Origin of the sequence: Endozoicomonas montiporae CL-33, assembly GCF_001583435.1 — a bacterium.
Lineage (GTDB): Bacteria > Pseudomonadota > Gammaproteobacteria > Pseudomonadales > Endozoicomonadaceae > Endozoicomonas_A > Endozoicomonas_A montiporae.
The window spans coordinates 2,347,803-2,367,843 of record NZ_CP013251.1; the positions used below are offsets into that span (position 1 = coordinate 2,347,803).

Sequence of the window (20,041 nt, forward strand, 5' to 3'; positions counted from 1 at the left end):
CCTGCAATGGGAGGTGGGCAATGGAGACGCTTTATATCACCCGAAAAAATACAGCATTGAGCATCCGTCAGGGGCAGCTTGACGTGTTGACTGATGATAAACGCTTTTCAGTCAACATTGATCGTCTGCAACGGATGTTTATTCTTGCCGACATCTCGTTGAACACGTCGATCCTTCATAACCTCTCCACGCATGGTGTTTGTTTGTTTTTTGGCAATGAACGGGTTAACAGCCATCCAATCGCGATGGTGCCAGAACCGGTGCATTGCGTTTATCGACGACGAGGGCAGTATTTGCGTATAGCGCATGAACCAACCTGTCTGAGGCAGGCGAAAGGGTTAGTACATTACACTCGATGCTGCAGTTTTACCTAAACAAGTAACGTATTTATCTCGATTCTAAGCTGCATCTAAAAGTTTAAACTTCCGGGCGTGTGCTTTGAGTGAGTCAGTTGCCTTTTGTTCTCCCAGGTCTCTACCAGCCATATGCCTGCTCGACTCCCGCTTGGGCAAAGTATGCTCTAAGGCTAAGGCCAGAGCCTTAAGCTCGGTATCTGGATCTTCCGATTCAACCACTGATTTCACCGTAGCAAGCAAGGCTTCTGCATTGAGGCGTTCGATCAGACAGCCTGCGGGCATTCCGGCCTGTTTGTTTTTCAGTAGGACGAATTGCTCAGGGTGCAGTAACAGCATGTGTTCGCACAGCAGGCTCAGGATCACGCCGCGCTGCGATCCGTCAGCACCTTGCTGTTTGCTCAACCTGTTCCAGCCACAATGAGCTTTCCAGTCTTGAATGAAAACCTCGACCAACCACCTCAAGGTGTAAATCCTGGCTATGTCGGTATGCCGCCATGACATATCTGAAGCCACCAGATAGCGATAATCCTCTTCACCCTCATACTTCAGGGCAATAACAAAACGTCTTTTCCCATGAGCCTTAACATACAGCCGAGCAGCCAGCATCGTGACCTGCTCTTCTTTGCCACCGCGTATTATGAGTTGAGTTTCAGCGCCTTTCTGGCGCGAAAAGTAAGCTTTGAGAGTCGCTTCCGAGTGGTTTCGGTTGGATACTTTCTGATTCGAGCGCAGTTGGCTGACAACCTGGGCTCCGCCTGTTATTTCCGCAGCCTTATCCATAAAGTCTCCTGTGCCATACAGTGCATCAGCGAGAATTGCTTTGATCGTAATGTTGGGAAACGAATCAACAAATTCTTGCAGCATAACCAGCGTCAACGACTGCATGGTGGGGTAACGAACATGATCTGGCTCAGGACGGTTCGGTCGTTCTTTTTTCTGAATGCCTTGCTTCCTGAGCGCCTTGTCTTTCTTCCTCCATGCAGATAACTCAGGGTCAGGAATATAAAAGCGAAACCCTACTGGAAAGGTAGCTACTTCAGTAACGAGCACCATAAACACCAGTTCCTGCCCATTAAAATAACCACCTGTTGATTTGTCTTTTATCTTATGGGCACCGTCGATTTTTGAAGTCCTTTTAGTGCGCTTTTTTTCCTGTATCGTCGATAGCAAGGGTTCCACTTTGTATTCCATAGCGTAGAAGAATATTTCTGACGCTGGCCTGTAGCAGGCTTTGCCATGCAATTTCTGCTTGATAAAACATCCAGCACAGACGGGTCGCTTTGAATCTGCCTAAGCTTCTGCGCTCAAAAGCAGCCCAGTTAATAGTTTTAGTTACCACGATTCCCATGATAAAAACGCCCAGTGCCACTTTCTGGGATCTACTCAACTGCGCAGAGGAATTGATGGACTTGAGCGAATCATTCAAAGCATCCAGAAAGGCAGTGACAAACGGGTAATGGGCGAATTAGCAAGATACGACACTTGACGGTTATTAAGTTCCTATGAGATCTTACCTCCAACCTGCTGCTGTGGCTATGATGGAATCTCGCAAGGCTTGAATTCGGAGCTGCAGTAGTAGTCTGCTCTTATGCCACCCTGCCATTTCCTGCTCTCCCTCAAATATCAAAAACTGCAGCATCGAGTTACAAGTTGAGCCGTCAGTATCTCTGGTTGATTTCTATGGGGTGCCACTGTGAAGCTGTGAAAATGTCACAGATTCTGGACACAAGAAAGCGACAACGACCAAATAAGCAAACCCTCCTGGGTTTGGAGGGTTCCGGAGCCAGGTTAGTGTATCAGGCTATTCAGAAAATGCTGCCTGAGAGTTGGCATTTTCACGGTCGTAATCGCCGACCACCTGAAGACCCTGTTAATGCCTTGTTATCACTGGGGGCTACCTGTCTTTACCAACTGGCTATTGCAGCATTGAGTGGCAGAGGATTGGATTGTCACGCAGGGTTTTATCATGTTCCCTGTTCCGGACGAGCGTCACTGGCTTGTGATCTGGTGGAAGTTGTACGACCTGTTCTGGAAGCGTTTGTTGTCAAACAGATTATGACAGGTGTATTTGCTCCCCATGATTTTTCTTCTTCAGCAACAAAAGGGTGCAGGTTGACCAGAAAAGGGTAGTGGCACAGTTCTGTGATTCTAGCCCTGTCTGCTAAAATACGACATTCGGCAACTTTGAAAAATGCGGTTTAAAAATGTGCCTTACGCAAGTCCTCTGTACAACATGTGGCAGTAACCAAGTTCGGCCTTTCGGATACAGCACTCATGATGTTCCACGATACTATTGCTGTAATGACAAATGTGAAATCAAAACCTTCATGCTTGAATATCGCTACAAGGCCTGTGAGCCTGGCGTTAAAGAAAAAATCATCGATATGGCAATAAATGGCAGCGGAATCAGGGATACAAGTAAAGTACTCGGAATAAGCAAGACAACAGTAATAAAGACTCTTAAAAAAAAGAAAGCGGTCTGGTAAAGGTCAACCCAAATATTCAAACTATTGATCTCAAGTCAGATGCAATTATTCATGTAGGGCTTGTCTGCCAAGAGGCTGAGCTAGATGAGCAGTGGTCGTATGTTCATGATAAATCGAACCAACGCTGGCTTTGGTATGCTGTTGATCACGCTACAAATACCGTGCTTGCTTATGTTTTCGGAAAACGGAAAGATGAAGTTTTTAAAGAACTCAAAACACTTCTGAAGCCATTTGGTATTAATAAATTTTACACCGATGATTGGGGAGCCTATGAGCGACACCTTGATGAAAACATGCATATTATTGGTAAAGCAAACACTCAGAAGATAGAGCGTAAAAACCTTAATTTTCGGACTTGGATTAAACGGTTGGCCAGAAAGACAATTTGTTTTTCAAAGCTCGAAAAGATGCACGATATTGTTATTGGATTATTGATTAATAAAGTTGAGTTTGGGGTCAATATTCACGCGATATAACAGTTCTGGCCCACTACCCAGAAAAGGTCAGTCTGTCTGGTTTCCACTATGGAATGGGTTTGCCAGCCAAGCCCGTAAAAGGCTCGACTTTATGGCTTTGCGTTGGGCGCAGGCGGCTGAGAATAGTTTTTCTGATGGTGTTTTGTAAGGGGAGTTCCGGAACTCAGTGGCAAACATTAAAGCAACCTTTGAAAATGTCTTAATCCCTTCAAAGTCAGGGCAGTTCCGGAACAGACTACCGGCCTGTACCAGATTGACGTTAATGGTCTTAATCCCTTCAAAGTCAGGGCAGTTCCGGAACTCCAGAGCCTAAATAGTACTTTAGATTCATAAGCTTGCAAAGGGGGGGTTAGCAAACACTGTATAAATATATAGTGAAAAACAGCCTTTTTTCATGGTTTTTGGTTGTCTTCTGCTAAGGGGCTCTGTAAGTCATTGATATTTGTTTTGGTGGCCTTTTCACAGTTTCACAAGCTTGCCAACACTTGAACCCTGACAGTTCTGACTTATGATAACTCCATACAAAGTCAGTGTCGTTTATAAGTCTAATAAAAAAGGTACAAGTCATGAGTCAGTTATTCAAACACAACACATCCATTATCCGGTCTCTGGGAGACTGCGCCGATAATGCTGATCCGCAGCCTTCACTTACATTGTGGGAAAACCATGACAGGCAACTGTCCTGTTATTATGCCCCGTTTGAACATGTTAACACTCGCGCAAAAATTGTCCTGATCGGCATAACCCCCGGTCGTACGCAAATGAACCGGGCTTTGTCTGCGGCGAGCAGGGCGGTTAATAGTCAGGCGGATGTACAGCAGGCGATTGCCGAGGTGAAGCGCATTGGCAGCTTTAGTGGCAACATGCGTCCCAATCTGGTGAATACGCTGAACAAGCTGGGATACCAGAAGAAGCTGGGTATTACCTGTTGCAGTGAACTCTGGGCAGAGCGTAATGATTTGGTGGACTTCTGTTCGCTGTTGACGTATCCGGTGTTTGTTAAAGGTCGTGATTACAATGGCATGCCACATCCGATGAAGGTGCCTGAATTGAAAACCATGCTGGTGGACGAGTTCGCTAACCGGTTGCAGTCTATTCCTGCCGATGCGGAGTTGGTGCCTCTGGGCGAGTTGGTCGCCAATGTACTGTCGGAACTGGACGACATGGGGTTGGTGCCTCAGACGATTACCCGTATTAACAACAAGGTGGTGGCTCCGCCTCACCCCAGTGGTGCCAATGCGGAGTCTATTGCGTTGTTGCTGTCTGAGTCCTATCCGGAACGGGACGTGTATCTGGAAAAAATGTATCAGGAGTATCTGGGCAAGCGGGGCTGGGAAAAACGTGCAGGAGGAAAGCCCCAGTCGGAGGAGAAGTATAAAACGGCCAGAGCTTCAAGATGGGAAAGTATGTTGCAGGTTCGTAAGGCCTATGGGATCGGGTGACCGTTATTGTCAGGCATTCTCAACGCTTGAATGCCTGACTTTGTACCATCTTGACCACTGTTGTTAAGGAAAGACTATGACGATTCGCTGGAATGTCTATTTTCTCCATTTTGTCAGAACCCTTCGTAATCTGGATATTTATATGGGAACCCTTCTGGTGATGGGTACCATATTGGGGTGGTATGAATTCAATACCCGAAGTTTGGTGGTGACTGTCAGTCTTCTTTTATTGTCATATCTGTTTGCTGTCGGGTGTGTCAGTGACAATAGTGAAAAGGACTGCGTTCCTCCGTGGCGCTTGTTAGGTGTTTCATTCAGTTTGTAGCTGGGTGGTATTGGGTCGCTGGCATTATTGAGCTAATGAACTTATAAGGTGAGAGCCGCTCAAATGGCATTGTAAGCGCAAATTGCGCCAAGTGAATGGCACGAAAATGGCGCAATTAATAAAAATGCGCCATAATTATGCCAAAAGGATTCCTGATTGTGCCAGCCCTATGAACACTCTCGCTGACTTATACAAAACAATCATTCAGGCCGGTAAGCCAGTCTCTATTTCCGAGCTGCTGGCTGCACACCCTGATTTTTCCCGACGATCCACGCAGCGTTGGTTAAATAAGTTACTGGCCGACAATAAGATTTCGGCAATCGGTGAAGGGCGTGGCAGGCGTTATGAAGCACTAGATACAAGCCAGGCACAGCAGAATGAGGATCAGTCTGATGATTTTCCCGCGTTTATCCCATTATCAGCAGACAGTAAGGATGTTCTGGCTTACATAGAGCAACCGGTTGAATCGAGACATCCTGTCGGGTATCAGCGAGCATTTCTGGATGCTTATGAACCTAACAAGACCTATTATTTATCCGCACCGATCAGGCAGCAGCTCAGGCGCATGGGCGATACCCAACAAACCTCTCAACCAGCAGGCACCTATGGTCGGGCGATTTTAAACCGTTTTCTGATTGATTTGTCCTGGGCATCCAGCCATCTGGAAGGGAATACCTACAGTCGTCTTGATACGGTCAGGTTAATAGAAGAAGGCCGTGCTGCTGATGGTAAGGCTGCGGTTGAAACGCAGATGATTTTGAACCACAAATCGGCCATAGAGTTGCTGGTTGATAATGCTGAAAGTGCATCATACAACCGTTTTACCCTGCTAAACCTGCACAGTTTGCTATCCGAAAACCTGTTACCAAACCCGGCAGATGAAGGCCGGATTCGGCAGCATCAGGTGGAAATTGGTAAAAGTGTTTTCAGACCGCTGGCTGGCGAAGTGATTATTGGCGAGCTGCTTGATATTCTTTTGCAAAAAGCCAGCCAGATTAAAGATCCCTTCGAACAATCGTTTTTTATGATGGTTCACCTGCCTTATCTGCAGCCTTTCGCTGATGTAAACAAGCGTACATCAAGGCTTGCTGCTAATTTGCCATTAATTCGGGCTAACCTATGTCCTCTCACGTTTCTGGATGTTCCGGAGCAAGCTTACAGCCGTGCCACTCTGGGGGTTTATGAAATGACCCGGGTCGAGTTGTTACGTGATCTTTATCTGTGGGCTTATGAACGTTCTACTCAGGAATACCTTGCCATAAAGCAACAACTGGCAGAACCTGATCCTCTTCGCCTTCAATACCGTAACCTGATCAAAAAAATGGTTAATGACATTGTCCTAAGTCCGGACTCTGATCCCATTGATCTGATTGAAACACTGCTGCCGGATGATATCCAGGATGTTGCACGCTCCGATCTTTCATCGCTGATTATTGAGGAACTACGCCGACTACACGAGGGAGTATTGGCTCGTTATGGTCTAAGGCCGTCTCAGTTCAAAAATTGGCAGAATGCCCAAAAAGGAAGATGAAATAGCCTTGATGTAACTGTGGCGGAAGTGCATTTCTTTGTGTCAATTATGTACAAACGTTCCAAATTGCCTTCATTGAATCCAAAGTAACAGTGTAGGTTTTGGTATAGGTTATTAGGGTATATCACATAAAAAACCAATAAAAACAACACCAAAGTACCTATGCATCATCGGGGTGTGTTTCAATAACTGAACGTCAGTCTTATCTTCGGAATTTGCCATGTAATTCACTAATTCAGGGTGTAACGGGGAAATAAGTTTGTTGGAAGGTTGGACGAAATCTCAGCAAGTTCCAAGTTGAGACCAACCAGAATTAGGCGCTGGTTGTGCTGAAACGAAATAATACCAAAGCAATGAGTAAAGCTCTAATTGCCCGCGAGATCCAAATCGACACTCCAGTCGTATTGCATCATCAACTCAGCTTTCGCCATGAATCACTATAGGAAGCTGTCAATAACAACATCGATCTGGTATGACTCTTAGAGTTCGGGTAGTAACACGAACTTCACCGCCTAAACGTGACTAACCCTCTCAGGAGACAAGCGACAGTGCTTAATTTTGTAACTGCTGACATGAGTTCATCCGTTCGGATGCCACTCCTGAACACCGGCACGCCGGAAAGTAAACGACAGGAAATACTGAATTATTTTTCTCAGACCTTTGACCTTTACGACAGTCTTTTTGACGTTCTGGACACGGATGAGGCCTGGTATGAAAAAGCTATTTCACTGCGTCACCCCCTGATATTTTATTACGGGCATACAGCTACTTTCTTTGTCAACAAACTGATGGCTGCCCGCTTGATTGACAGCCGGATTGACCCGGACATTGAAGCCATGATGGCCATCGGGGTGGATGAAATGTCCTGGGATGATCTGGATGACAGTCACTATGACTGGCCTTCAGTGGATGCCCTGAAAGCTTACCGGCAAAAAGTTCGGTCCATGGTCAGTGAGTTTATCATGACGATGCCCCTGGAGATTCCGGTGCAGTGGGACAGTGCTGGCTGGTTGATCCTGATGGGGATCGAACATGAACGGATTCATCTGGAAACCTCATCGGTCCTTATCCGGCAATTGCCGCTTTCCTGGCTGAATAATAACGGTCGATGGCCGGTTTGCCCCGAAGTCGGGATTGCACCTGAAAATACTCTGGTCGCTTTGCCCGGAGGCAAACTGAAACTGGGTAAGCCCTATGATGATCCTTTATATGGCTGGGACAATGAATACGGGTTACAGGAGGCAGACGTTGCTCCATTCAAGGCCAGTGAATACCTTGTCAGCAATGATGAGTACCTGACCTTCCTGAACGCCGGGGGTTATGACACAGAACGCTGGTGGACCGATGAAGGCTGGGCGTGGGCTACCTTTGTCAAAGCCAGACATCCTGAATTCTGGGTGAGGAAAGAGGATCGCTGGTGCTATCGAACCCTGCTGGAAGAGATTGAGATGCCCTGGAGCTGGCCGGTGGATGTCAACTGTCACGAAGCTCAGGCCTTCTGTCGCTGGAAGTCGGAAGTCACTGCTAAAAGCATTCAGCTACCTTCCGAAGCGGAATGGTATTGTCTCAGGGAACAGTTAGACACTGATCTGCCCTACTGGGAGCAGGCACCCGGTAATATTAATCTGGAGTACTGGTCTTCAGCCTGTCCGGTTGACCGGTTTCGCACCGGTGATTTCTGCGACGTCATTGGTAACGTCTGGCAATGGACCAGTACGCCCATTGATGCTTATGAAGGGTTTCGTATACATCCTTATTACGACGATTTCTCGACTCCCACCTTTGACAGTAAACATAACCTGATTAAGGGCGGATGCTGGATTTCTACCGGTAATTACGGCATCAAGCAGTCGCGCTATGCATTTCGCCGACATTTTTTCCAGCACGCCGGTTTTCGGTATGTGGAGTCTACCGCTTCTGGTCGGGACACCATTAACCCTTACGAAACCGATGCCCTGGTGTCTCAGTATCTGGAGTTTCATTTTGGTCAGGAATACTTCGGAGTCAGCAATTATCCTGAAGCCTGTGCCGCGCTGTGCTCTGGCCTGATGGCAAACAGTCCCATGACCCGGGCCCTGGACCTGGGTTGTTCTGTCGGGCGCAGCAGTTTTGAACTGGCCCGCTGGTTTCAGCATGTGGATGGGATTGATTTCTCGGCACGGTTTATTTCCGCTGCGGTCGAGTTGCAGAAGAACGGTAAAATTCGCTATTTCACACCGACCGAGGGCGAACTCGGTGACTTTCAGGTGGCGAGTCTGAAAGCGACAGGGCTTGATGATATAGACGTTAACCGCATTCTGTTCACCCAGGGCGATGCCTGTAACCTCAAGCCAAAATATTGTGATTATGATCTTGTGTTTGCGGGTAATCTGATTGACCGGCTGGGCGACCCTTTGTTGTTTTTAGAAAGCATTCACGAACGTATCCGGCCCGGAGGACTGCTGGTGCTGACTTCTCCCTATACCTGGCTGGAAGAGTACACCGATAAAGCAAACTGGCTTGGTGGTATCCGTGAGAATGGTGAAGCCCTGGATACGTATTCGGCACTCAAACGGGTACTGAACCAGCATTTCGATGAAGTTCAGCCAGCAGTGGACATTCCGTTTGTTATCCGGGAAACCGCCCGAAAGTATCAGCATACAGTTGCACAGTGCACGGTCTGGCGTTGTCGGTAACGATCATGGTTTGGTTCCGCCTGGCTGGTGGAAAATCAGTGGGTTATGGATTCTCTCTGGAATATCCAGCGAGCTGGCCGATGCTCCTGATAGGATCTACCAGAGGGAAGACATTATGAGCAGGGAAGCGAACAAGGCCGTTCTCACAATGACTGAATCCACCCAGGGCGAGTATCTGATCCGGGTCACTCAGGGAGGGAGTGTGATATTTGGTGATGTTATTCTGCGTTTGCCAACCGGTCTGAGCACCAGTCTTCAGACGGAACTGGCTTCTTCACTGGCGAATACGGTTCTGCGCCACATCAGCAATGCCGACAAAACGGCCATGGAGGAAGTGCAGCAATTGTTTTATGACTGGGGCTGTTTTGATGTGATTGATGAAGACTGTTTGTAATATTCATTATGTCAGTGGCCAGAGGTCACTGACACTTACCCTTATCTTTCCATATCGTTTAAACTCTTACCGTCCTTACAGAACCAGAACCAGAACCAGAACAATAACACTCACTTCTTCCGGGTAGTCTCTCATGCGCCAATCTGACGATATTGTAATTGTTGCTTCTGCACGAACGCCTATGGGCAGTTTTCAGGGAACCCTGTCCGGCTTGTCTGCAACTCGGCTTGGGCTGGAAGCGGTACGCGCCTGTCTGGAGCGTAGCGGCGTTGATGGTCAGAATGTTTCAGAACTCATTATGGGTTGTGTGCTGCCTGCGGGTGTCGGACAGGCACCTGCCCGTCAGGTGTGCAGAGGCGCCGGTCTGCCAGACTCGGTGGGTACAACCACCATTAACAAAGTCTGTGGTTCCGGTATGAAGGCGGTCATGACGGGGTGTGCACAGTTGATGACTAATGAGTCGGATGTGGTTCTGGCGGGCGGTATGGAAAGTATGTCCAACGCCCCCTATCTGCTGAAAAAAGCCCGTCAGGGTTTGAGAATAGGGCACTCTGATCTTCAGGACTCTCTGTTTACCGACGGACTCGAAGACGCCTATGACAAACAGTTGATGGGCGTGTTTGCCGAGCAGACCGCGAACCGTTTTAAAGTCAGTCGTGAAGCCATGGATGAGTTTGCCATTGCCTCGTTGAAACGTGCTCAGCAGGCCATTGCCAATGGCTGGTTTGATAATGAAATTACTCCGGTGGATGCCGGTAAAGCGGGTCTGGTGAGTGTGGATGAACAGCCGGGTAAGGCAAAAATGGAGAAAATACGTCAGCTCCGCCCTGCCTTTGCCAGGGAGGGGGTAATAACGGCTGCCAATTCAAGCTCTATTTCCGATGGCGCAGCGGCTCTGTTGTTGATGCGAGAATCTGAAGCCCTGTCTCAGGGATTGCAACCCGTGGCAAGAATAAAAGGGTTTACCAGTCATGCCCGGGTGCCGGCTGAATTTACCATTGCGCCGGTGACAGCTATAGAGCAGTTGTTTGATAAGACAGGCTGGTCAGCAGACGACGTGGATCTGTTTGAAATCAATGAAGCATTTGCCGTGGTTACGCTGGTGGCCATGCAGGAGCTGGGTTTGTCCCATGATAAAGTCAATGTGTTCGGTGGCGCCTGTGCCCTGGGGCATCCGCTGGGTGCCAGTGGTGCACGTATTATTGTGACCCTGCTGAATGCATTGCAGCAGCGTGGTGGCAAACGAGGGGTCGCTTCCTTATGCATTGGTGGCGGGGAAGCAACGGCCATTGCACTGGAGTTGATTCATTCTGTGTAATCCGCATAATCGACGCCCTGTCCGAAATTGATATGAGAGGTGTCACCATGGCGGTCGCCAGTGCACGACACATCCTGGTTAAAACCAGGGAAGAAGCTGAAAAGCTAAAGAAGCAGCTGGAAAAAGGCGCGGACTTTGCCCAGCTGGCCAAAAAGCATTCCACCTGTCCATCCGGTAAACAGGGCGGTGATCTGGGCGAATTCCGACCAGGTCAAATGGTTAAGGCATTTGATGATGTTGTGTTTAAGAAGGAAGTTCTGAAAATTCATGGACCGGTGAAAACCAGCTTTGGTTTCCACCTGATCCAGACGATCTACAGAAACTGATTCTGAAGGCATCAGGAAGCTTCGGTCTGCTCCGGAGCCTCCTGCTCTGCTGGCTTACCCACCGAGACGAGTCGTAGCTCTCCTACATGAATGCGCTGATGTTTCTGGCGCTGCTGCTCCGAACGCATAAACAGTGTAATTTCAGCATTCACCGCCTCTTTCAGTTTTACCTTGCCTGCCGGTTTGCCGTTCAGGTCAACGCGGCTGCGTCCGGGCTTGATGGACATCAGGTAGCGTTCCTGGGAGGTAAACAGCTTCAATGCACTTTTAATGACCGGCAAGGGGAACTCGCCTGTCTGCTTCATCTCGTTGTGAATACCGACTTTCAGAGGTCTGGGTGAAGACACCCTGAACGCCTCTGGCCAGCGTTCGCGTACCATTCTCAGTGCTTCCGATTTCGACACTTCCATGGTCTTTTCAACGTCAGCGGACGTTTTCTTCTCTTCCATGTGGTCTTCTCTGCTGACAGGCTGATTCAGAGAATTTGTATCTGAATCAGACAGGGATTCATCCTGATACTCAGTTTTGCATTCGTACTGCATTGTCTATTTCTGTTTGACGTTAATATAACGCTTTTCGTACCGTTCCCACGTTTGACAGCGAGTGCCAGTGTGGGGCAGGTATTTAGTGTATATCGATTGCACAGGATTTCAGATCCTGCAGTGATGTTACTTCCAGAGCCTGCTCATGGGTCGATTTTAAATAGACCGGGGGTGCCAGCCCTGCATCAAATGCCTGTTTCCAGCGCATGGCACACAAACACCAGCGGTCTCCGTCCTGAAGTCCGGGGAAGTCGGCCTCCGGGTTGGGTGTGATCAGGTCATTGCCCTGCAACAGAGTATATTCCAGAAAGTCTTTGGTCATGCGTGCACAGACAACATGCAGCCCCGGGTCGTTGCTGTCAGCATGACAAAACCCGTCCCGAAAAATACCGGTGGCCGGGTCAAAGCAGCATGACTGCAAAGGTTCTCCGAAGACATTTTTCTGATGGCTGGCTTTTGAACTCATGACCGTATCCCCTTGGTAACGGCAACACTATAGCCTGCCAGCCAGAGAAACAGAATGTTTCAGGACAGTTTTCCGGGTGTTTTATGAGGTTTTTTCTGAATGACAGGGTCTGAAAATGGCTAACGCTATTGTGCGCAAACAATACAAGGCACTTATCTTCAACCGATGACAGTCAGGTTTCGGATTTAATTCCGGGCTGAATCATGGTTTGCCGACGAGCCTGACGGGTTGTCATTCTCAGGGCTTTTTTTCTTGGCAAAACCTTGTATATGCTGCGCAGATACTCGGACTTTATATTGCTTTTTCCAGTCCTGATACCAAGGTGTTTCAGGTAGGCCTCCATGTGACTGTCTGACGGAATATCCATAGTAGCGTCTTTTATTGTTATTGTTGGAGATCAGTCTTGAACGTAATGATATAAGCAGGGTCTGTGCCACTTTCTTATTTTCCCGACAGTATCGCTATCAATGGAATAACTGCTCCTTCAGGAAGACGCAATTGTGGGGATTGTTCCTTGCAGGCTGTCACCAAACGTGACTTGGGGTAACGCTGTAGTTCATTCAGCGATACCAGAGTTTTCTGCGTCTTGGTGCGATGACAGGAACATTTCCGGTGTCAGTACCTGTCCGGGCTTAATGGTTCTCAATGCAGGCAAGCCTTTCAGCGGTGCAATATCTCTAAAGTAGCCCTGCTTGAGATGACTTATATCAAGCGTCTGCCAGAGGCTGTTGTTTTCAGTGATGAGCGCACCTTTTTGAATCCTTTGACGACTGACGATAACCGGCACAAACAGGCTGATATAGGCATGTACCATCAGACTCTGGTTATTTTGCTCGTGGCAGATGACTCTAAGCGACTGCCTGCCGGGAGCCAGTCTGGTCAGCAGTTTTACCCGGGGTGCTGTCGGGCAGCGTGAGAGCTTAATACGCCCGGGTGGTGGTTCGACACTGACTTTGAAATGGGATGCTTCCAGACTTTCAGCAAGCTCATTGGCCCGCGGCTCCAGCCAGTGCGTTACTGCCTGAACAGCCTGACTCGAAAAATTGTCCGACCAACCATTTCCTGCCGGTAAGAGCAGTGTTAACAAAAGAAACAGACGCCGAGAGTAGCGGATAACGGATAGCATGATTCTGTCCGTTCAAAGACTGGTAGATCGTTCAAATAGTAGCAGATAATACGTTAATCAATGAGCGTGGGTTGAGTAGTCATTGAACGATTAATGACGTGTATCAGCGAGTTGATACAATTTGCGACAAATTGGCTAACTGTGGACAAGGTTGGATGCTACATTCCTGATTAAACGACCATTTTTAAGCTAAACACTCGGTTTCAGGAAGTATCCAGAATGTCAAAAAAACGGATTCTTGTCGTATGTATGGCAGCAGCCATTGGTGGGGGGTACGCATGGTTTTCCAATCAGAGTCAGGCGCCTGAGTGGGTTTTCCAGACGACTCAGGTGGATACCGGACGTATTGAGTCCGTTGTTGCTACTGCCGGTACTCTGGAAGCGGTCAGCACCGTCACGGTGGGGGCTGAAATTTCGGGGCGTATTGATCATATTCATGCTGACTACAATAGCGTTGTGTCCAGAGGCGACCTTCTGGCACAGATTGACGACCGTTCCATAGTTGCCAAACTGAGGCAGGCAGAAGCCGATCTGGCGTTGTCTGAAGCGGCTGTAGAAAAAAGCAAAGCCTCGCTGCTGGAGCAGGAAGCCAATTACACCTTTCGTATTCGGGAAACCCGACGCCTGAAAGAGCTGACTGAAAAAGGGCATACGACAGATAGCGAATATGAGCGAGCCCAGTCCGAGCAGTCCATGGCAGAAGCCCGGATCGCTCTGGCAAAGGCTGAAATCAGCCGTTCCGAAGCCGAACTGCAAAAGCGTCAGGCCGCACTGGATGAAGCTCAGCTTGACCTTGAACGAACCCGAATTTATTCGCCGGTGGATGGTGTAATTCTTGAACGTATTGTTGAAGAAGGGCAGACCGTCAACGCCAACCAGAGCACCCCGGAGCTGTTTATTATCGCTGAAGATATGCGACGCATGCAGATTGAAGCCGATGTGGATGAGGCGGATATCGGACAGGTGCAGGAAGGGCAATCAGTGCGTTTCACGGTTGACTCCTATCCGTCCCGAACCTATCAGGGAGAAGTGGAGCAGGTTCGGCTGGCAGCCACTGTTGCTTCATCGGTGGTGACCTATACCACCATTATCTCGGTGGACAACAGCGATTTAAGTCTTTATCCCGGCATGACCAGCAATGTCGATATCATTATCGGACAGCAGCCCAGTGCCCTCAGGGTGCCGAACAGTGCCTTACGTTTTTCGGCACCGAGAGAGTTGCAGAGTCAGCAACAGCGTCAGCCTGTTAATCTGCCTGAGGAACTGTTTGAGTCGGAAGAGCAGAAACAACAGGTACAGGCGATGTTTGCTTCTGCCCAGAAAGAAGCCATGTCGTTACGGCGGGAACAAAACCGTCAGTCTGGCCCTGCAGGTGGGGCTATGGGTGGTGCCGGTGCTTCAGACCAGCGCAGTCCACGTATTGATCGTTCTGAACTGGTGGCAGTTCTGGGAGAAGAAAGAACGGTTGAGGTCATGCGTTTTATGCGTGCCCGGCGAGGTGGCAGAGGGCGCAATGGCAGCGATATCTGGGTGCTTCGGAAAGGTGAACCCCGTCGTCTGAGAATCCAGACCGGGCTGAGCGATGAACGTTATACCGAGATTCTGTCGGATGCCCTTGAAAACGGCGAGGAAATCATTATCTCGGCGCGACAGGAGCAGAGCTGATGTCATTGATCACAGCTTCAGACTTGTGTCGTGTTTATGATGTAGGCAGCCAGAAACTGCAGGTTCTGAAAAAGGTTTCCCTGACCATTGATGAGGGAGAGTTCGTTGCCCTGATGGGACCTTCAGGCTCGGGCAAATCGACTCTGATGAATCAGCTGGGGTGTCTGGACCGGCCAACCAGCGGTGAAATTATCCTGAATGATCAGGCTCTGTCGCAATGTTCTGCGGATCAGCTGGCAGAAGTGCGCTGCAATTACATCGGGTTTGTGTTTCAGCAGTTCAATCTCTTGCCGCGCCTGACAGCGCTGGACAATGTTGCCCTGCCACTGATGTACGCGGGAAAGGATAGGAAGCAGGCAAGGGAGCGAGCTCTGGGTTGTCTCAGTCAGGTCGGGCTGGCTGAGCGGGCATCTCATCGTCCGGCAGAGCTTTCAGGCGGTCAGCAGCAACGGGTGGCGATTGCCAGAGCCATTGTCAATCAGCCACGGCTGATTCTGGCCGACGAACCAACTGGTGCGCTGGATACCCGAACCGGCCACGACATCATGCAGTTGTTTACGGAACTGAACCGTCAGGGCATCACTCTGGTGGTAGTGACCCATGAAGCGGATATTGCCGATTATGCCAAACGACAATTGTTGTTTCGTGACGGTGAACTGGTGTCGGATCGTCGTGCAACGGCTGCCGGGCAAAGACAGGGAGTGGCAGCATGAAGTTTATTGAAACCCTGCTGACGGCGCTGTCAGCTCTGGCGGCGCACAAGTTGCGAAGCTTTCTGACTATGCTGGGGATCATTATTGGTGTGTCCTCTGTGGTCGTCATGATGGGGCTGGGCGGTGGTGCCCAGAAGCAGGTTGAAGCACAGCTGGATTCCATGGGTACCAATATGTTGCTGGTGCGTGGTCCCAGTCGTCAGGATCGTGGTGTGAGCCAGGGTGCGGGTGGTGTTGCCACACTGCAGAAGGCAGACGCCCGTTTTATTGCTGAAGAGGTACAGGGTGTTCGTTATGCGGCTCCATGGATTTCCGGCAGTGTACAGGTGGTCAGTGGTAATTCTAACTGGTCAACCCGGGTTAACGGCATTACGGCAGACTATCTGAAAATCCATAACTGGCACCTGGCGTATGATCAGGACATTGATCTTTTGCAGTTCCGTGCCAACGGCAAGGATGTGGTAATCGGTTCAACGGTGGCAGAAGAACTGTTCGGTCAGGACAATCCGCTGGGGCAGCAGATAAGGATCAATAAAGTACCGTTTACGGTGCAGGGAGTGCTGGAAAGCAAGGGTGAAGATGCCCGGGGTTCTGATCAGGACGATATTATGATGATACCTATTCAGACGGCTCGCAAAAGCCTGTTCGGTGCCCGAAGAGGTTTGCCAACCGCTGTGGATGCAATCTGGGTACAGGTGACGGATCTGGATACTATGGACTGGGTCAGTGGCGAGGTTAACGCTCTGCTGGAACAGCGCTATCGGATCAAGCCAGGCTCCAATGCCAGTTTCCGTATTACCAATATGACAGAACGTTTGAAAATGCGTGCTGAAGCCGGACAGGTGTTCAACAGTCTTCTGGCCGGTGTCGCCTGTGTGTCGTTGCTGGTAGGCGGCATTGGCATTATGAATATCATGCTGGTGTCAGTGACCGAACGCACCCGTGAGATTGGTGTGCGACTGGCACTGGGTGCCAGACAGGCCGATGTTCTGGCGCAGTTTCTGATTGAAGCCATTGTTTTGTGTGGCATTGGTGGATTGCTGGGCATTGGCGTAGCAGTTATCGGGCTGTTTGGTGCCGAGTACCTGACGGGGCTGCCGGTTTATATCGAATGGTGGATATCCATTGTCAGCGTGCTGTTCTCGGCGTTGATTGGTCTGTTTTTCGGGTTTTATCCGGCGCGAAAAGCATCCAGACTGAATCCGGTGGATGCGCTTCGGTATGACTAGTCGTTAATGATCAGACAAACCGCGGTCAGAATTCTGACCGCGGTTTGTCTGCTTGATGGTTTTCAGTAAGGCTCTACCTTAATTGGCTACCGGTTTGATACCTGCCTGTTGGGTAAACGCTGTAAACTGCTCTTTCCAGTCGGTCAGCTGTCTTTTGTTGCTTTCCTCGGCTTCTTTTTCCAGAGCAGAGAGGCGACTGCTGAACTGTTCATTGGTAATTTCGATCTGCTTTTCGAGATCTTCAATCAAGGCTGCCTTTTGTTTTCTCCAGGTTTTTTTGCTGGTTGCTGCTGAGTCTTTTTCAAACGGTTGTGTTTTTGCAGTGTCCAGAGTTAATTTTAACTCTGCAACGGACTGCTTGTGTTCCTGTTTCTCGGCGGCTATCCGACTCTGGTCATCTTCTCCAATGTGAGATACTTGTTCAGCCAGTTGTTCAAACTGTTTCAGGTTTGCCTCGACAGAAGTTCCTTGTTGAATGGCCTTGAGTGTTGTCAGAACAAGAGGTAACAGTTCTCGCTGAACCGCTGCTTCCACAGGTACTTTACTGGCAGATAGTAAGCTACGTTCCATAAGTGTCAGTTTGTTTCGCTTGGGTGAAAGTCTCATATTGACTGGTACTATAATTCCAAGTCACCTTTCTGCATGGGGAATGGGATGACATTGTCCATACCCACTTCCGTGACCTTGGCGCAGTAGGTCACCGCCAGTAACTTCCAGCCATTGTCGAACATGCCACTCTGAATTAATGACCTTGCTGTCAAAATACCTTGGCCTCCGGGATGCCGCCACCTCATTCCAGAACACTTCATTCGCTGCGTTACCAAGGTTTTACAAGTAGCCTCAATAACCCCTGAGCCTATTGGCAAGTTGTGCGACAAGTGTTCAGCATAGTTCATGCGGGTTCGATTACTTCTGAAGTACTCCAGCTCTGTTTTCAACTTCGATCGACGAGGGTGTCGTTTATGCTGGTAAGCCAGAGCTTTGATGACTTTTTCAACACCTTCGGGCTCCTCTTTGAGGATGTGGCGATAGGTGATGAACTTTTCTCTGGATTTGTTGCTGTTTTCACCATAGGACAGGTCAAACGCTTTCTTCAGGTGCTCTGCGGCATGATAGAAGTCTACAACCTCGTGACCTTCAGGGAGTTCATTGGCAAGGTAGGTCCAGTTGTCTTTTGCCCCATCAGCGACTTTAACAAGCGTCAGATCTGGCCTCTGTCGAAGAGCTTCGCTCAGGAGTGCGGAGAGTGATTGTTTCAAAGTCACTTTCTTGCTTTCAGGCATTCGACTCATCCTGACCGTTGAGAGGCGTTCACCCTGTGCATCGTAAAACGACAATGTTCCACAACTGGCCTCCTGACAGCCAGCAGGGCCACGGGTTCGCTTGCCATCGACTCTATTCTGTTCCCGCTTTTCCTGACGTTTACCATCTTTCATCGGCAACATGACGCCATCAAGAGAAGCGGCCGCAGTCACAGCTTCTTCAGGAACCTTGACGCTTTCCCAGAGAAAGTCTTCAAAGGCTTCCCTATTGGGTTCCCACTGCGCATTGAACTTTTTGGGTAGTCTGGCCAGAGAGCTTTCCGAGGGCGTCATGTTCCCTATCAGATCAAGTAGGCTTTTAGCCTCTCCGGGAGGCATTTGCGCAACCATCCAGACAGCTTGTTTAGCTGCTTTTGGTGTCCAATACCCCTCTACAATACCTGCCTGTAGCTCCAAAGGGATGATAGAGTGATCCTTACCGTTACGATAGAGCGTACGCAAAACCCGGACAGGGCCGACAGCGGATTGATAAGTTTCTGAAGATCGCAACACCCGATGGTAACAGACACCGCTTACCTCAATCGCAGGAACGTCAATATCAAGCCCGGTCAGGTCTTCTGCCAGAACGCTTTGCTCTGCTTCGATAAAGAGTTTATGGATCTCACCTTCATAGTCTTCAAAGTGCTTGATTGGGCTGTGTTCCTGACGAAGAACGGCCAGTTTTTGCTCAAGCTGTTGGATAGCATGACAAGAAAAATTGGCGGCTTCAGCTAGTGGCTGACATACTTGCATCGGGGCGGCCTTTCACTGTTGCGGTATCTTTTACAGTAACCATCATAGCGGTGTTTGGCCGTTCCTATGTAAGTCCAGAGAAAATTTGTAGCTGCTGTATAAACCACGGACGGCAAGCCCAGAAAAAATGGTCAGTATGAGACTTTCACCCTTTCGCTTTTCATCATTAGCGTCTTCAATCATGGGAACTGACTGCAAGATTTCTTTTAGAATGTATAACATCTGTTCGCAGCATGACTGAGAAGCAAGCCCCTGCGCCTGGCATTTGCGGAAGCTCTTTGTCAACTTTCGTAAGCGCATCATTAGATTTTGTGATTCTTCGTCATCCTTGAACTTAGGGTCGTCCTTGGCAACATTGAGTATGTAGACAAGCAAATCTGCAATCTGATCAATGATCATACTGCTGGCCTGCAAAGTATCACCTGCTCCAAAATCAACGACCTGATCGCTTTGACTGATCTTGTCCAAAGCAGTGAAGCGGCCTGGCAAGCTTGAGGGGCTGACAAATACAGCCCTGATGTTGTTGGCGATTAATTCAAAATGACTTCTCGGATTGAAATCCAGAAATCCCCCACCGATATGTCGATGTTTAAAAGTGCCTTTCGCATATTGATTAAACATGCTGCCCATTTTTCCCATTAACATAACAATATTAAACCGCCTTAATTTGTCGGCTTGTTCCTGAGGCAGTACTTCCGATCCTGGCACAGGAGCTGACGCACACTTGTAAAGGGAAGTTACAGCCGGGTCCAGAATATTGGCAGCAAGCTGCCCTGGTGATTTTTCCTCAAAAGCCTGTTCGATATCCCCGGGATCTAAAGGGTTAGTATGACGTGTACTCGGTACTTTGAAGGAAGGTAATGGCATTTTGGATGACTGCTTAACCACGTGACCTGAAGATACCCGATCGGACTGAG

Annotated in this window: 22 protein-coding genes; 13 read left to right on the forward strand and 9 right to left on the reverse strand. The window is 49.0% G+C overall.

The features are described from left to right. Window positions 1–20 precede the first annotated feature (20 nt). The gene (locus tag EZMO1_RS25505; protein ID WP_082211651.1) at window positions 21–374 is read left to right on the forward strand and encodes a CRISPR-associated endonuclease Cas1; all 354 of its coding nucleotides are present in this window, start codon (window positions 21–23) and stop codon (window positions 372–374) included. 24 nt (window positions 375–398) lie between these two features. On the opposite strand, the gene EZMO1_RS10730 is transcribed toward EZMO1_RS25505, so the two are convergent. Next, window positions 399–1,526: a transposase gene (locus EZMO1_RS10730; RefSeq protein WP_187300066.1), complete on the reverse strand. Its 1,128-nt coding sequence runs from the start codon at window positions 1,524–1,526 to the stop codon at window positions 399–401. Then, window positions 1,492–1,782: a hypothetical protein gene (locus EZMO1_RS26195; RefSeq protein ID WP_145912563.1), complete on the reverse strand. Its 291-nt coding sequence runs from the start codon at window positions 1,780–1,782 to the stop codon at window positions 1,492–1,494. Before EZMO1_RS26195 ends, EZMO1_RS10730 begins: the two co-directional genes overlap by 35 nt. A gap of 224 nt (window positions 1,783–2,006) precedes the next feature. Here EZMO1_RS26195 and cas1 point away from each other — a divergent pair, with 224 nt between their 5' ends. From cas1 to EZMO1_RS10780, 9 genes are all read left to right on the forward strand, one after another. Next, window positions 2,007–2,486 carry a CRISPR-associated endonuclease Cas1 gene (gene cas1 / locus EZMO1_RS10735; protein WP_145912564.1) on the forward strand — a complete coding sequence of 160 codons (480 nt, stop codon included), beginning with the start codon at window positions 2,007–2,009 and terminating at the stop codon, window positions 2,484–2,486. 74 nt (window positions 2,487–2,560) lie between these two features. Beyond that, a protein-coding gene (locus EZMO1_RS28105) for an IS1 family transposase (protein ID WP_420809906.1) occupies window positions 2,561–3,318 on the forward strand; the annotation gives its coding sequence in 2 pieces (ribosomal slippage) (window positions 2,561–2,828 and window positions 2,828–3,318; 759 coding nt in all). 566 nt (window positions 3,319–3,884) lie between these two features. Next, on the forward strand, window positions 3,885–4,760 hold the full coding sequence (locus EZMO1_RS10750) for a hypothetical protein (protein WP_051789437.1): 876 nt from the start codon (window positions 3,885–3,887) through the stop codon (window positions 4,758–4,760). A 76-nt stretch (window positions 4,761–4,836) separates the two neighbouring features. Beyond that, the gene (locus EZMO1_RS26765; RefSeq protein WP_034873197.1) at window positions 4,837–5,085 is read left to right on the forward strand and encodes a hypothetical protein; all 249 of its coding nucleotides are present in this window, start codon (window positions 4,837–4,839) and stop codon (window positions 5,083–5,085) included. 169 nt (window positions 5,086–5,254) lie between these two features. Next, window positions 5,255–6,616, forward strand: coding sequence for a Fic family protein (locus EZMO1_RS10760; protein ID WP_034873666.1), 1,362 nt, complete (start codon window positions 5,255–5,257; stop codon window positions 6,614–6,616). A gap of 548 nt (window positions 6,617–7,164) precedes the next feature. Continuing rightward, a complete protein-coding gene (gene ovoA, locus EZMO1_RS10765) occupies window positions 7,165–9,291 on the forward strand; it encodes a 5-histidylcysteine sulfoxide synthase (protein WP_236631942.1) in 2,127 nt (708 codons plus the stop codon). Further along, on the forward strand, window positions 9,260–9,685 hold the full coding sequence (locus tag EZMO1_RS10770; protein ID WP_034873200.1) for a hypothetical protein: 426 nt from the start codon (window positions 9,260–9,262) through the stop codon (window positions 9,683–9,685). The genes ovoA and EZMO1_RS10770 overlap by 32 nt, the downstream gene beginning before the upstream one ends. A 133-nt stretch (window positions 9,686–9,818) precedes the next feature. After that, window positions 9,819–11,003 (forward strand): thiolase family protein, encoded by a 1,185-nt coding sequence (locus tag EZMO1_RS10775; RefSeq protein WP_034873201.1) that lies wholly within the window; start codon window positions 9,819–9,821, stop codon window positions 11,001–11,003. 47 nt (window positions 11,004–11,050) lie between these two features. Further along, the gene (locus EZMO1_RS10780; RefSeq protein WP_034873668.1) at window positions 11,051–11,329 is read left to right on the forward strand and encodes a peptidylprolyl isomerase; all 279 of its coding nucleotides are present in this window, start codon (window positions 11,051–11,053) and stop codon (window positions 11,327–11,329) included. Window positions 11,330–11,340: 11 nt separating this feature from the next. On the opposite strand, the gene EZMO1_RS10785 is transcribed toward EZMO1_RS10780, so the two are convergent. The 4 genes from EZMO1_RS10785 to EZMO1_RS10800 form a co-directional block, all read right to left on the reverse strand. Then, a complete protein-coding gene (locus EZMO1_RS10785; protein ID WP_051789439.1) occupies window positions 11,341–11,871 on the reverse strand; it encodes a ProQ/FinO family protein in 531 nt (176 codons plus the stop codon). Between the two features lie 82 nt (window positions 11,872–11,953). Further along, window positions 11,954–12,337, reverse strand: coding sequence for a DUF2237 family protein (locus tag EZMO1_RS10790; RefSeq protein WP_034873202.1), 384 nt, complete (start codon window positions 12,335–12,337; stop codon window positions 11,954–11,956). A 172-nt stretch (window positions 12,338–12,509) separates the two neighbouring features. Further along, window positions 12,510–12,704 (reverse strand): hypothetical protein, encoded by a 195-nt coding sequence (locus EZMO1_RS10795; protein ID WP_034873203.1) that lies wholly within the window; start codon window positions 12,702–12,704, stop codon window positions 12,510–12,512. A gap of 189 nt (window positions 12,705–12,893) precedes the next feature. Further along, the gene (locus EZMO1_RS10800; protein WP_034873204.1) at window positions 12,894–13,463 is read right to left on the reverse strand and encodes a flagella basal body P-ring formation protein FlgA; all 570 of its coding nucleotides are present in this window, start codon (window positions 13,461–13,463) and stop codon (window positions 12,894–12,896) included. Window positions 13,464–13,682: 219 nt separating this feature from the next. On the opposite strand from EZMO1_RS10800, the gene EZMO1_RS10805 reads away from it, so the two are divergent. Genes EZMO1_RS10805 through EZMO1_RS10815 form a run of 3 tightly spaced genes read left to right on the forward strand, consistent with a single transcriptional unit; the run spans window position 13,683 to window position 17,070 of the window. Continuing rightward, window positions 13,683–15,128, forward strand: a complete 1,446-nt coding sequence (locus tag EZMO1_RS10805) for an efflux RND transporter periplasmic adaptor subunit (protein ID WP_034873206.1) — start codon at window positions 13,683–13,685, stop codon at window positions 15,126–15,128. Continuing rightward, window positions 15,128–15,841, forward strand: a complete 714-nt coding sequence (locus EZMO1_RS10810) for an ABC transporter ATP-binding protein (protein WP_148659585.1) — start codon at window positions 15,128–15,130, stop codon at window positions 15,839–15,841. The genes EZMO1_RS10805 and EZMO1_RS10810 overlap by 1 nt, the downstream gene beginning before the upstream one ends. Continuing rightward, window positions 15,838–17,070: an ABC transporter permease gene (locus EZMO1_RS10815; protein ID WP_034873208.1), complete on the forward strand. Its 1,233-nt coding sequence runs from the start codon at window positions 15,838–15,840 to the stop codon at window positions 17,068–17,070. Before EZMO1_RS10810 ends, EZMO1_RS10815 begins: the two co-directional genes overlap by 4 nt. Window positions 17,071–17,148: 78 nt before the next feature. On the opposite strand, the gene EZMO1_RS10820 is transcribed toward EZMO1_RS10815, so the two are convergent. From EZMO1_RS10820 to EZMO1_RS10830, 3 genes are read right to left on the reverse strand one after another with little or no spacing between them, the layout of a single operon-like run. Continuing rightward, a complete protein-coding gene (locus EZMO1_RS10820; protein WP_145912566.1) occupies window positions 17,149–17,640 on the reverse strand; it encodes a hypothetical protein in 492 nt (163 codons plus the stop codon). Between the two features lie 47 nt (window positions 17,641–17,687). Then, a complete protein-coding gene (locus EZMO1_RS10825) occupies window positions 17,688–19,124 on the reverse strand; it encodes a hypothetical protein (RefSeq protein ID WP_034872942.1) in 1,437 nt (478 codons plus the stop codon). Between the two features lie 42 nt (window positions 19,125–19,166). Beyond that, complete coding sequence (locus EZMO1_RS10830; protein WP_034873211.1) at window positions 19,167–19,991, reverse strand: hypothetical protein; 825 nt, start codon at window positions 19,989–19,991, stop codon at window positions 19,167–19,169. Between the last annotated feature and the right edge of the window lie 50 nt (window positions 19,992–20,041).

What these genes read in the sequence shown, in the direction of transcription:
- EZMO1_RS25505 (WP_082211651.1), top strand. Translation starts at nt 21, where the DNA reads ATGGAGACGCTTTATATCACCCGAAAAAATACAGCATTGAGCATCCGT.
- EZMO1_RS10750 (WP_051789437.1), top strand. Translation starts at nt 3,885, where the DNA reads ATGAGTCAGTTATTCAAACACAACACATCCATTATCCGGTCTCTGGGA.
- EZMO1_RS26765 (WP_034873197.1), top strand. Translation starts at nt 4,837, where the DNA reads ATGACGATTCGCTGGAATGTCTATTTTCTCCATTTTGTCAGAACCCTT.
- EZMO1_RS10760 (WP_034873666.1), top strand. Translation starts at nt 5,255, where the DNA reads ATGAACACTCTCGCTGACTTATACAAAACAATCATTCAGGCCGGTAAG.
- EZMO1_RS10775 (WP_034873201.1), top strand. Translation starts at nt 9,819, where the DNA reads ATGCGCCAATCTGACGATATTGTAATTGTTGCTTCTGCACGAACGCCT.
- EZMO1_RS10780 (WP_034873668.1), top strand. Translation starts at nt 11,051, where the DNA reads ATGGCGGTCGCCAGTGCACGACACATCCTGGTTAAAACCAGGGAAGAA.
- EZMO1_RS10785 (WP_051789439.1), bottom strand. Translation starts at nt 11,871, where the DNA reads ATGCAGTACGAATGCAAAACTGAGTATCAGGATGAATCCCTGTCTGAT.
- EZMO1_RS10790 (WP_034873202.1), bottom strand. Translation starts at nt 12,337, where the DNA reads ATGAGTTCAAAAGCCAGCCATCAGAAAAATGTCTTCGGAGAACCTTTG.
- EZMO1_RS10795 (WP_034873203.1), bottom strand. Translation starts at nt 12,704, where the DNA reads ATGGATATTCCGTCAGACAGTCACATGGAGGCCTACCTGAAACACCTT.
- EZMO1_RS10800 (WP_034873204.1), bottom strand. Translation starts at nt 13,463, where the DNA reads ATGCTATCCGTTATCCGCTACTCTCGGCGTCTGTTTCTTTTGTTAACA.
- EZMO1_RS10805 (WP_034873206.1), top strand. Translation starts at nt 13,683, where the DNA reads ATGTCAAAAAAACGGATTCTTGTCGTATGTATGGCAGCAGCCATTGGT.
- EZMO1_RS10810 (WP_148659585.1), top strand. Translation starts at nt 15,128, where the DNA reads ATGTCATTGATCACAGCTTCAGACTTGTGTCGTGTTTATGATGTAGGC.
- EZMO1_RS10815 (WP_034873208.1), top strand. Translation starts at nt 15,838, where the DNA reads ATGAAGTTTATTGAAACCCTGCTGACGGCGCTGTCAGCTCTGGCGGCG.
- EZMO1_RS10820 (WP_145912566.1), bottom strand. Translation starts at nt 17,640, where the DNA reads ATGGAACGTAGCTTACTATCTGCCAGTAAAGTACCTGTGGAAGCAGCG.
- EZMO1_RS10825 (WP_034872942.1), bottom strand. Translation starts at nt 19,124, where the DNA reads ATGCAAGTATGTCAGCCACTAGCTGAAGCCGCCAATTTTTCTTGTCAT.
- EZMO1_RS10830 (WP_034873211.1), bottom strand. Translation starts at nt 19,991, where the DNA reads ATGCCATTACCTTCCTTCAAAGTACCGAGTACACGTCATACTAACCCT.